Annotated in this window: 9 protein-coding genes; 7 read left to right on the top strand and 2 right to left on the bottom strand. The window is 47.2% G+C overall.

What is annotated here, in order from left to right:
• The first annotated feature begins 6 nt into the window (after positions 1-6).
• From tssA to AC1HDJ_RS05945, 5 genes are all read left to right on the top strand, one after another.
• A complete protein-coding gene (gene tssA / locus AC1HDJ_RS05925) occupies positions 7-1,425 on the top strand; it encodes a type VI secretion system protein TssA (protein ID WP_479534142.1) in 1,419 nt (472 codons plus the stop codon).
• A gap of 25 nt (positions 1,426-1,450) precedes the next feature.
• On the top strand, positions 1,451-4,945 hold the full coding sequence (gene tssM / locus AC1HDJ_RS05930) for a type VI secretion system membrane subunit TssM (RefSeq protein WP_479534144.1): 3,495 nt from the start codon (positions 1,451-1,453) through the stop codon (positions 4,943-4,945).
• A gap of 15 nt (positions 4,946-4,960) precedes the next feature.
• The gene (locus AC1HDJ_RS05935) at positions 4,961-5,248 is read left to right on the top strand and encodes a type VI secretion system PAAR protein (RefSeq protein ID WP_479534146.1); all 288 of its coding nucleotides are present in this window, start codon (positions 4,961-4,963) and stop codon (positions 5,246-5,248) included.
• A gap of 49 nt (positions 5,249-5,297) precedes the next feature.
• Complete coding sequence (locus AC1HDJ_RS05940) at positions 5,298-7,328, top strand: type VI secretion system Vgr family protein (protein ID WP_479534148.1); 2,031 nt, start codon at positions 5,298-5,300, stop codon at positions 7,326-7,328.
• A gap of 250 nt (positions 7,329-7,578) precedes the next feature.
• Positions 7,579-8,055, top strand: a complete 477-nt coding sequence (locus AC1HDJ_RS05945; protein WP_479534150.1) for a hypothetical protein — start codon at positions 7,579-7,581, stop codon at positions 8,053-8,055.
• Here the strand turns inward: AC1HDJ_RS05945 and AC1HDJ_RS05950 are convergent.
• Positions 7,979-9,178 carry an MFS transporter gene (locus tag AC1HDJ_RS05950; RefSeq protein WP_479534152.1) on the bottom strand — a complete coding sequence of 400 codons (1,200 nt, stop codon included), beginning with the start codon at positions 9,176-9,178 and terminating at the stop codon, positions 7,979-7,981. The genes AC1HDJ_RS05945 and AC1HDJ_RS05950 overlap by 77 nt on opposite strands.
• Before the next feature lie 154 nt (positions 9,179-9,332).
• On the opposite strand from AC1HDJ_RS05950, the gene AC1HDJ_RS05955 reads away from it, so the two are divergent.
• The gene (locus tag AC1HDJ_RS05955; protein WP_479534154.1) at positions 9,333-10,214 is read left to right on the top strand and encodes a LysR family transcriptional regulator; all 882 of its coding nucleotides are present in this window, start codon (positions 9,333-9,335) and stop codon (positions 10,212-10,214) included.
• An 83-nt stretch (positions 10,215-10,297) separates the two neighbouring features.
• Here the strand turns inward: AC1HDJ_RS05955 and AC1HDJ_RS05960 are convergent, their stop codons facing one another.
• Complete coding sequence (locus AC1HDJ_RS05960) at positions 10,298-11,191, bottom strand: LysR substrate-binding domain-containing protein (protein ID WP_479534156.1); 894 nt, start codon at positions 11,189-11,191, stop codon at positions 10,298-10,300.
• 190 nt (positions 11,192-11,381) lie between these two features.
• Here AC1HDJ_RS05960 and AC1HDJ_RS05965 point away from each other — a divergent pair, with 190 nt between their 5' ends.
• A complete protein-coding gene (locus AC1HDJ_RS05965; protein WP_479534158.1) occupies positions 11,382-12,509 on the top strand; it encodes an S-(hydroxymethyl)glutathione dehydrogenase/class III alcohol dehydrogenase in 1,128 nt (375 codons plus the stop codon).
• Positions 12,510-12,540: the final 31 nt, after the last annotated feature.

Consider the following 12,540-nt stretch of genomic DNA (forward strand, 5'->3'; position numbering starts at 1 on the left):
GATGACATGACTGATTCACACCCATGGTGTTTCCGCCTATTGACACCATTACCAGAGGCGATGATACAGCAGCCAATATCTGTTGATAATCCGATATGGGAAGTGGTAGATACCGAGTTAGTTAAGCTTGGATCGCTGTCTCATAGTCAGGTCGATCTAAATAAAGTGGCTGATCAGTGCTTATCTTTGTTAGAGACACAAACCAAGGATATGCGGGTACTCGCTCAATTGTTACGTTGTGTGCAGCATCCGGCCAATGTGGCATCGTTTACCACCGCTTTGCTGCTGCTTGATGGTTGGGTTGGTGCATATTGGGTGTCGGCCTGGCCAATTCATACGCAGCAAAAGTTGCGGATATTTAACCAGATAATTAAACGATTCGAAGCGGTATTAGCACGGGTATGCCACAGTGCATCGTCAGAACAAATAGAACACTTACTGAATGTAACTCAGCAGTTTCAGCAAAATTGGTTAGCACTTGCACCAAATCATGGTGTGGCTTTGGAAGCGTTGCTTGGCGGCTTGCACCATATGCAGCGTCATCAACAAGAACAAGCGAATGCGGATAAAGCGAGCACAACCCAAACGGTATCCTCCACCACACAACAGAGCATCTCTTCTGTTTCGGTTATTCCTGTATCAGTCAGTTCAAATATGCTGGTTATTGATAGTTCCGATGATCGGCTTTGGCGTCAGAGCCAAATCCAGATGGCCGAATTATTGATTGAGAAGCAACCTGAAAGCCCGATAGGTTATCGCCTGAGGCGTAATGCATTGTGGCGCAGTATTACAGCACCCCCCTTAATCAGTAAAGGGAATAAAACCCCGTTATCGCCACTATCACCAGACCGAGTTGATGAATATCGGATTGCTTTATTGCAGGCTGATCAGGCGTTATGGAAGCAGATAGAGCAGAGCCTGACACTCTCCCCGTATTGGTTTGATGGGCATTACCTATCGGCACAGGTGGCGGTGAAACTCGGTTATGGTGCGGTAGCTATCGCGATTGCTGAGGAGTTGTCTGCTTTTTTAAACCGGCTTCCGCTGTTATGTGATCTCACATTTAGTGATGGTTCACCTTTTTTAGGCAGTGAGTGCAGCCAATGGTTACAAGCCACACTTGCCCCTTCCAAAATGTCTGGCGAAAGTGATCCTGCAATTGATCTGCAACATTGTTTTCAATCTCAGGGATTAGTGGCTGCACTGACCCTGCTCAATGACCGCTTGAGTCAACTGAAAGAGCCGCGCGCTCGTTTTTATCATCAACTGGCTGGGGCTGATTTACTGGCAACAGAAGGGATGCCATCTCTGGCAGCCCAACATTACCAACATCTGTGGCAGGAAGCCCAGAGTTTGGGGCTGGCACAATGGGAGCCCGGTTTGGTAACACGCCTAGCTCATTACGCGACCTCTCGGTCGAACTGAGACATTCGGAGTTGAATGGCCATTTATGTTCAAAACTCTTTTAACCTTCATAAAACATCTGACGCCGCGTTTAACTACGCCATGGATTGCCGCGGGTATTTTTTTCTGGGCGTTGACGCTGGTTTTAGCGTGGTGGCTGGGGCCAGATCTGAACATAATGCAGAGTAAACCTCTGGCTGGAATGTGGGCTAGAGTTGTTTTTACACTGATCTGGTTATGGCTGATCTTTGGCATCTACTCTTGGTGTATATGGAAAAAGATGAAACAGCTTAAAGCTGAACAACATATACAAGAGAGCATGGAATCTGATCCGGTTCAGCCATTGCTGGTTGCACAACAGCAATTTTTAGACCGTTGGTTACAGGTGTTGCGTGAACATATTGGATCAGATGCTTTATATCTCAGGCCCTGGTATCTGGTGATCGGTTTATCTGGTAGCGGTAAGAGTAGCCTTATTCATCGGGCAAATCCGGCAAATAAGTTAAATCCTCGGTTGGAAGCAGCGCTGCGTGATTACACAACCGATCTGAGTGTCGACTGCTGGGTGGGCGAACACGCGGTGATGTTAGATCCCCGTGGATATTTGTTGGATCACAGACCGGCTGGTGGTGAAAGGGCTGATAGCAGTAATGAGCGGTTGTGGTTACATCTGCTAAATTGGCTGAGCCAGCATCGCTGTCGGCAGCCGCTTAATGGCTTGATTCTGACACTGGATCTGGCTTGGTTAGTACAAGCCGGTGTTGCAGAGCGTAAAGCTTATGCCCAGTTAATGCGCATTCATCTGCAAGAAATAAGTGCCAATATGCATATCCGTTTGCCGCTGTATATCACACTGACTAAGTTGGATATGTTGCATGGTTTTGACGTTATCTACCAACAATTAGACAAAAATGCGCGCGAAGCTGTACTCGGTATTACATTCAGCCCTGATGCGGCTTCGGGCGACTATTGGTTACAGGAGTTAGCCATATTTTGGGAGCAATGGCTGGCTCATTTGAATACTCACTTACCGACAATGATGTTAGGGGGGCTTGAGGCTTCGCAGCGCAGTGCTCTGTTTTTATTTGTCAGGCAACTTGCCGGTATAAAAGATTATGTGTTGGATGTGCTTGGTGAGATGTTGGATGAAAAAGAGCAAAAAAGCATACTGATACGTGGGGTGTATACCAGTTCAGTTTATCAACAAGGTGTTCCTTTTGATGCCTTTATGCGTGCGACAACTCACCGCTACCAGTTATCCGAACCGGTTTACTCTGCATTGCGTGGTGAATCAAATACCTTTTTTGTGCGTCGTTTGTTTACTGACATTATTTTTCCTGAAGCCCATTTAGCCGGTGAAAATCGCGCGTATGCGTTGCAGCGGCGACGACAAATGTGGTCGGGTATCAGCGGCATTTTCTTTTGTAGTGCTTTGTTAGTTGCAGGTTGGCAGTACTTCTATCGGATAAATGATGCGGCAGCACGTAATGTACTGACCAAGACGCAATCGTTTACTTACGCAACGGAAACCGCTAGCCAGCAGGGATTTGGTTATAACCAGTTACCACGCTTAAACTTAATTCGTGAAGCCACCCTCTCTTTTGGTGATTATCGTGAAAAAATACCACTATTCGTCGATCTTGGTTTATATCAGGGCGATAAAATAGGGCCTTATGTTGAAAAAAATTACCTTCAGTTGCTGAGTTTGCGTTTTTTACCGGCAGTGATGCAGGGTTTGCTTGATGATCTCAATCAGGCTCCGGCAGGCAGTGAGCAAAAACTGGCTATTTTACGTGTTATGCGGATGCTTGATGATGCATCTGGCCGCAATAAGAGTGTTGTTGAACAATTTATGGCACAGCGCTGGCAGCGTGCGTTTCCAGAGCAAGGGCAGGTGCAAGAGCAACTGATGCAGCATCTGGATTATGCTTTACAGCATACAAACTGGAGCGGGGCTCGTCAGCAGAAAGACTCGGCCGCTATTGCTGCTTTTATTCCCTTTCAAAAACCGATTTACAGTGCTCAGCATGAGCTAAGTAAATTGCCGATTTCTCAACGGGTATACCAAAACTTGCTTGTGAACGCGGATAACCAACTCTCTTCTGATCTGATGATACAAGATGAGGTCGGCCCGATTTTTGATACGGTTTTTACCTTGAACCACGACGCGATGGGTAATATTCCACGCCTGATGACTTGGTCTGGTTTGAGTGACTTCTACCTTAAGCAAGATAACGCACTGCTTGAGTTGACAGGCATGGATAGCTGGGTGCTTGGGCAACGTCAGCAAACGCATTTGAGTAAGGCTGATCGCAGTGAAATCATACGTCAGGTAAATGATCGTTACGTTACTGATTATTCTAATCAGTGGCAAAAATTGCTGACAGATATGGATATACAACCACTAACCAGCCCTGAGCAGGCACTGAGTGTTATTTCTGCAATTATCAGTAATGACCAACCATTTCAACGTGTGTTAACAACGCTGAGTGAAAATACGCAACAGCGTAAAAATGCGGATAAGAATACGCTGATACAAACGCTGACAACACGTATCGGGCAACCGTTTATAGCCAGCAATGCGGTACTGATAGCGGCTGGCGAGCAAGGGCCATTGATTCAACAGGTAAATCAAAAAATTACCGAGCTATATCAATATCTTGAACTGATTGTGAATGCCAGTGATCCCGGTCAGTCAGCCCTAAAAGCCGTACAATTACGCTTGAGCAACAAGTATTCAGACCCTACTTTTTTGCTACAACAGTATGCCCGTAATCTGCCTGCACCACTGGATCGTTGGGTGAGTCAGTTGGCGGAGCAAAGTGCGCAGTTGGTGGTTGATTTGGCGATCTCTTCGCTAAATCAGGCGTGGCTAGATAAGGTTATTGTGCCGTTCAATACCCAGCTGGCTGATCGTTATCCATTTGATGCATCTTCAACCAAAGATGCTCCTCTTTCCGAGATAGAGCGTTTCTTCTCTCCAAGCGGTACGCTGAACAGTTTTTATCAGGCCAACCTTAAACCGATTGTTGAAGGCGGGTTGATGGATACTGATTTCGGTTCGCCTATTCAGTCTGAGCTATTGAGGCAACTGGAGCGAGCGGAACAGATCCGTGAAACCTTCTTTAATAGCCAAGGATCATTAGAAGTACAGTTTGCATTAGAGCCGATTGAGCTGACGGCCAATAAACGCCGCAGTGTGCTTAATCTTGATGGCCAATTGTTGGAGTATGCCCATGGCCGACGTAACAAAATCCCGTTGATCTGGCCTAATTCAATGCGAGAGGGCGCAGAAAGCAAGATCACACTAGTGCCTGCCAATCAAGAGCGATCCCCACGCAGCGAAGCTTTTGTCGGCCCTTGGGCGATGTTTCGCTTGATACAAAACGGTGAGCTGACACAGGTAAATGAGGCGACTTTTGATGTGCGTTTTCCCGTTGATCAAGGCGCAATGACATACCGAGTGTACGCTGATGCCAGCCATAACCCGTTTGCTGGTGGGCTATTTAGCCAATTCCGCTTACCTGAATCACTTTACTAGCTTAAGGAGAGGAGCATGTGCCCTGCTATTGTGTTGCTTGGTGATCTGGGAACAGATCATGATGGTTTCCACCCTTCGCCGGTGATGACTGCAAGTTCAGATGTATTTCTTGATGGCAAACCGATCGCCCGGCAGGGCGATGCATTGCAGCCACATGATAAACCCGGAAGCTCACCACATCCACGCAGTATTGCTGGTGGCGTTGGCTCGGTATTAGTTAACGGTAAACCCATTGCAGTGACCGGAAGTGCTGTTGGTTGTGGTGGCGTGGTGATTGGCAGCGGCAGTGGCAAAGCGGGGTAATGTTAAAAACAATAATCCACCAAAATAACCAGCTCTAAGGTGAAAAGGGATGACAGAGAGTACGGGATTACAGTTTACCGTGAAGGTGGGGGCTTTACCTGATTCGACCTTTGCCGTGGCCGCATTTGATTTGGATGAAAAGCTGAGCGAGCCTTTTACCTTAAGTCTGGCGCTGGCCAGTTTACAGCCGGATATAGATTTTGGCGCCGTATTGGACCAGCCTTGTGAGCTATTGGTGTGGTTTGATGGCACTTTGCAGCGGCGGGTGAGCGGTATTGTGAGCCATTTTGTTCAAGGTGAAACAGGTTTTCGTCGGACACGTTATCGCATGGAAGTGAGGCCTGCGCTATGGCGGTTGAGCCTGCGTCACAATGCTCGAATTTTTCAGGCACAGCAACCGCAGGAGATTATCAGCGTTTTGCTGCAAGAGTCGGGGATCACAGAATATGCTTTTGCGTTGAGAAATACGCATGTTCAGCGAGAATATTGTGTGCAATACCGAGAGACGGATCTGGCCTTTGTCAGCCGTTTAGCCGCCGAAGAGGGAATATTCTATTTCCACGAGTTTGAGCAAGGTAAGCACCGCATTGTATTTGCTGATGATACCGCAGCATTATTCCGCGGCCCTGATCTGTTTTTTAATCCTGCTAATCAGAGCATGCAGCGGGGGAAGTATATCCGGCAGTTTCGCTATCAAGAAGCTGTTCGTTCTGCGGGTGTGGTATTAAAAGACTACTGCTTTAAGACACCTGATTATGCGCTTATGCATCAAAATCAGGCAACAGTGCTAACACATCAGCATATTGGTTATCAGTATTTTGATTATCCTGGTCGTTTTAAACAGGATATCAGTGGTAAAGCTTTTACCGGGTATCGTCTTGATGCATTACGTTCTGATGCGGTGATGGGGCAAGGTGTATCGAACGCGGCAGCGCTGATACCGGGTCTGTATTTTTCCCTCTCAGAGCATCCGAACGATAATATCAATATAAACTGGCAAGTCGTACGAGTTCATCACCATGGCGAACAACCACAAGCATTGGAAGAGGAAGGTGGCGAAAGCCAGACGGTTTATTACAACAATTTTGGTGTGGTGAAAAAGAGTACGATTTGGCGTTTGCTGATTCTGCATAAACCGCAGGTTGATGGCCCGCAAATGGCTACTGTTGTCGGGCCGCAGGGCGAAGAGATTTACTGCGATGAGCATGGCCGAGTCAAACTGCAATTCCCGTGGGATAGATACGGTGCGAGTAATGAGCAGAGTTCCTGTTGGGTGCGAGTATCACAAGGCTGGGCTGGTGGGCAGTATGGCATGATAGCTATTCCGCGCATTGGCCATGAAGTGATTGTCTCTTTTTTAGACGGAGACCCCGATCAGCCGATTGTGACCGGTCGAACTTATCATGCAACGCAGCGCTCGCCATATGAGCTGCCCGTGCATAAAACGCGCACAGTGCTGCGCACCGAGACTCACCAAGGTGAAGGTTTTAACGAGTTACGTTTTGAGGACCAAGCCGGACAGCAAGAGATATACCTTCACGGCCAGAAAGACCTGAATGTACTGATAGAGAACGATACCCGATGGCATATCAAACGCGATGAACATTGTGATATCGACCATGAGCGCCTAACGCTCATCAGTGCTCATGATCACTTAACGGTAGACGGTGAAAAGCGTGATCACATCAATGCTGATCTCTCTTTGACTGTTGATGGCTCAATGCATCAGAAAGTAGAGCAGTCGTTACGGGTGAATGCAGGTCAGGAAGTGCACATCTATGTAGGGGATAAGATCGTGCTCGAGGCTAGTAGTGAGATCACTCTCAAGGCGAGCAGCAGCTTTGTCAAAGTTGACCCGAGCGGTATTAGGCTGGTCGGAGCTGAAATCAAGCTCAATGCCGGAGGCTGCCCAGGGGTGGGGTTAGATTGTGTGGGGCAGATGCCAAAACGCCCTAAAAAAGTGGGTGTAGAGAAAGAGCCTGATCCGGTTGAACTGGTGAAAGCTATTCCGACCGAGAAAACGATGGAAGTGTTGATTAAAGAACAAACTCCTGATGTGGATTATCAGCCATCTGCTTGATAAGTTGCCTAAATATCCGCAATTTATCTATTAGGTACAACCGAATCTGCTTGATGGTTTTCATCTCAATAGAAAGGAGGATGGCATTCAAACGGAACAGTACGAGCTATCGCCGACGGGGAGACGGTGGCCTATCGGGTGGTCCGGTGAAATTTGAATACCTTAAAATAATGGTTATGGCGTGCTTAATGAGTGAAACTAAGTGTGCTGATTTAGTTATTACCTCTATTAACATAATGGATAACCACTAATGGATTACGAAACACTCGATAAAATCGCAGACGCTTATATTCCAAGCTTGGCGGTATTGTTTTTCTTAGGGCTTTTCTGGCAATTATTTAAAGGGCGGAGTAAATCACAGTTATTCAAGGCACTCTTATTGTGTCTGGGGATGCTGGTGTTTTCCTATGGCTTGATGTTTTTGGATAATGCGCTGTTGATATGGCCAGCGCTGGGGTTGGATTACAGTACCCATACCTCGGTTTCATTTTCGCTGGCCATTTCAGTGGGGGTAATTATGCGCCCTCTGCGTAAGCTGATGATGGGGCTATTTGTCGGTTACTTGGCTCTGATGTGGTATCAGGGGTATCACACTATCACCGACATGGTGACTACACTTATTCCTGTGGTTGCGTTTGCATACTCCTTATTCAGGATATTGTTTGCTGCAACGCCGCACTTTCTACAGTATCAGTTTTACGATCGAGATAACCACTCAAACGGGTGAGGATCAGCGCAACTAATACCACCAGAGCGCCTACCCACGGGGTATGCATTAAACCGGTATTTGCAACAATCAGGCCGCCACCCCATGAACCAAGTGCAATGCCAACATTAAATGCGGCGATGTTCAAGCCGGAGGCGACATCTACCGAGTCTGGCGTATATCGCTCGGCTAATTTTACTACGTAGACTTGCAGCCCCGGCACATTACCAAACGCAAATGCGCCCCAGACTAAGATTGTCGCGACAGCCGCCAGTGGGTGATAAGCGGTAATATTGAACACCAGTAAAATGGTGGCTAAACCGATAAAGATGATCGTCAGTGCCTTAATGGGCCCGATACGATCAGCAAGCTTGCCACCCCACAGATTACCGATGGCTACTGAGACACCGTATACCAGCATGATCAGGCTGATCACATGGGTATTAAAGCCCGAGACCTGTTCGAGGATCGGGGCTAGAAACGTAAAGGCGGTAAATGTGCCGCCATACCCGAGCGCAGTGATGGCATACACCAGTAGCAGGCGAGGCTGGGTGAGTACTTTCAGTTGTGATATGAGCTTGGTTGCTGGAGGTTGCGGCAGGTTGTGAGGTATCAGTGCGATACTGCCAATTAATGCCAGCAGGCCCAGCAGCGCTACAATTAAAAAAGTGGATTGCCAGCCAAATTGCTGCCCGATATATGTACCCAAAGGCACGCCAGTCACCAAGGCTACAGTGAGCCCGGTAAACATCATTGCAATAGCGCTGGCGGCTTTTTCTTTTGCCACCAGACCGGTAGCAATGGTTGAGCCTATTGAAAAGAAGACGCCGTGTGCCAACCCTGTCAGCAAGCGGGCAGTAATCAGTGTTTTATAGTCGGGTGCTTGCCAGGCTAACAAATTGCCAATAACAAACAGTGACATCACGGTTAACAACACGGTTTTACGGTTCCATTTTCCGGTCAGGGCCGTTAACACCGGTGCGCCAATAGCGACACCTAAGGCATACAGGCTGACTAAAAGGCCGGCTGAGGGCAGTGATACCTGCAAATCACTGGCCATTGTAGGGATCAGCCCTACAATCACAAATTCTGTTGTTCCTATAGCAAACGCACTCAAGGTGAGTGCAAGTAGAGCTAACGGCATAGTTTATCTCTCTGATTAGTCGGTGATCCGCAGTCAAGCTCTGTAATTATTCAGCTTGGTGCGAAGAGGCGACGATTATGCAAAGAAATGTATTTGTGATAAATGGTGTAAAATCAAAATCACTTTTGTCAAAAATGAAAATATAAATATAGCCATGCAGACACGTTCAGATGATTTGGCGATTTTAGTCACGGTTATTGATTGCGGCAGTTTTTCTGCCGCTGCTGATGTGTTGGATATTCAGGTTGCACGGGTATCACGTGCAGTGAGTAAGATTGAAAGGCAGTTGGGCGTTTCGATTTTAAATCGGACTACCCGTCGCTTGGAGTTGACCGATGAGGGGCGGCATTTTGTTGATGCAGTTCGAGTGGGCTTACAGACTTTGCAGCAAGCAGAGGAAGATCTGATTACGCGCGGTGAGTTACCACGCGGCCATTTACGGGTTGATGCCGCTAGCCCGTTTGTATTTCAGCAGTTAGTACCGTTAATTGGCCCATTTCGCGAGGCATATCCAGATATCACTTTAGAGCTGACATCCAACGAAGGGGTTGTTGATCTTTTAGAGAAGAGAACCGATGTGGCTATTCGCATTGGACGCCTGATTGACTCAACCTTACATGCCCGGCTTTTGGGGCGTAGCCTTTTGTATGTGGTCGCATCACCGGAGTACTTGTATCAACGGGGGATTCCTACATCAGCAAGTGATCTCACTCAGCACAGTATTATTGGTTTTCTCGGTGCAAAAGCGCTTAATCAGTGGCCTTTGAAACAATTTCCAAGCTTAGAACCGGCGTTGACGTGCAGTAACGGCGAGATAGTACGGCAGTTAACGCTGTCTGGTAACGGTATTGCTTGTTTATCAGGGTTTATGGTTAAACAGGATCTTGCCGAAGGGCGGCTGGTTTCTTTACTTGAACAGGAGAAAATTACCGGTTCTGAGCGCGAGCACGTCAATGCGGTGTTTTATAAGTCCTCTTCGGTGGCAAAACGCATTTCGGTATTTTTGGATTTTATCCAGCCGCGTTTACAGTTATGAGCAATATTAATATGGCATAGCGTAGTCTGCGGTGCTATTTGTCGGCTACTTTGCTCTGATGTGGTATCCGCAGTATTTTCAGATTATCCAAATGAAGTGTTATGAGACTCACTCAACCCGTTTGCCAGATGTTCCAGCAGCAAGCAGACTTTGGGCGAGAGATGACGGTTATGAGGATAAACCGCCCAAATCCCCTCTTCTTGAGCGCGCACTTCAGGTAAAAGCTCAATGAGTGCACCACTGGCAAGGTAACTACTGACATAATAGTCCGGTAATTGAATAATGCCGATCCCTTTGAGTGCCGCGTCTAAAAGGGCATAGCCACTGTTACATTGCAATTGCCCTCTGATACGAACGTGATGTGGGCGGCCATGCTGCGTAAAATGCCAGTCATCACTATTCCCTACTAGACAAGTATGGTTGCTCAGTTCAGAAATACTGTTCGGGATGCCGTACTGCGCCGTATAAAGTGGTGATACACAGACATAAGGTATTCGCTGTGCCAGTTTACGAGCAACCAAGCTTGAATCTTTAAGATGACCCAGCCGGATAGCCAGATCATAGCCTTCGTGCACCAAATCCAGCAGTTGATTTGTTAGGTTCAGCGTTACTTCTAGGTGTGGATATTTCACCATAAAATCATTCAGTAAGGGGGCAATTCGTCTCTCTCCGTAAGCAACAGGCGCTGTGATCCGCAATGTTCCTTGTGGTACTGATTGGTGCCGCCCAACGGCCAGCTCCGCTTCATAGAGATTATCAAGTAACTGACGGCAATGGCGATAGTAAATCTCGCCCAGCTCAGTCAGGCGAACCTGACGGGTTGAACGAAACAGTAGCTTAGCTTGTAATCTGTCTTCTAGTTGTGCCACTTGTCGGCTGACTTGCGCCACCGATATTCCCAGTTTGCGCGCCGCGGGCGTAAAACCTTGTAATTCAGCGACATTAACAAATTCGCAGATCCCTTCCCATCCAAACATTATTACTCACCTGTAAAAGTGATTTGATATATAGCCTAATTATCACTTAATGGATAACAAACTACACTGGTTCTGCTCTATTAATTTTGGTGAGTTAAGTGTCTGTTAGGTCGATTTCTTGCCAATGTAATTAATAATTAATGGGCATGCAGTGGAATAGTGAATTTGTTCACCATTAAGGATACCGTTAATGACACAAGCTAAAAGTATAAAATGTAAAGCCGCTATCGCTTGGGGGCCAAAACAGCCTTTATCTATCGAAGAGATTGATGTTATGCCACCACAAGCCGGTGAGGTCAGGGTGCGTATTGTTGCTACCGGTGTTTGTCATACAGATGCTTTTACACTTTCGGGTGAAGACCCTGAAGGGATATTTCCTTGCATACTTGGGCACGAAGGCGGTGGGATTGTCGAGTCTGTAGGAGAAGGTGTTACCAGTGTCAAGGTAGGTGATCATGTTATTCCGCTTTACACTCCGGAGTGCGGAGAGTGTAAATTTTGCAAATCAGGGAAAACCAACTTGTGTCAGAAAATTAGAGACACTCAGGGTAAGGGGCTGATGCCCGATGGCTCTACCCGCTTCTCTAAAGATGGCCAACCTATTTACCACTATATGGGCACATCGACATTCAGTGAGTATACGGTTTTACCGGAGATCTCTATTGCAAAAGTTGATCCTGCAGCACCTTTGGAAGAGGTATGTCTGCTTGGCTGTGGTGTAACAACGGGTATTGGTGCGGTAATGAATACGGCCAAAGTGAAAGAGGGTGAAAGTGTTGCCATCTTTGGATTGGGTGGTATTGGTCTTTCTGCCATTATTGGTGCGCGTATGGCTAATGCTGGGCGTATTGTTGCCATTGATATTAACGAGAGTAAATTTGAGCTTGCCCGTAAGCTTGGGGCAACAGATTGCATCAACCCGAATGATTACGATAAACCGATTCAAGATGTGATTGTTGAGCTGACCGACGGTGGCGTTGACTTCTCGTTCGAGTGTATTGGTAATGTCAAGGTTATGCGCGCAGCGCTGGAGTGTTGCCATAAGGGTTGGGGTGAATCAGTTATCATCGGCGTAGCGGGTGCAGGGCAAGAGATCAGTACTCGGCCGTTTCAACTGGTTACTGGCCGTGTCTGGCGGGGAAGTGCCTTTGGTGGGGTGCGCGGGCGAAGCGAATTGCCAAGTTATGTACAGCGCTATATGAACGGAGAGTTCCGGCTTGATGATTTCATTACCCACACTATGCCGCTGGAAAAAATTAACGAAGCGTTTGAGCTGATGCATAAAGGTAAAAGTATTCGCACGGTGATTCACTATTGATTTATGCTCATGCCGCTCGTCTTATGGCGAG

This window comes from Plesiomonas sp. ISS29, assembly GCF_056522795.1.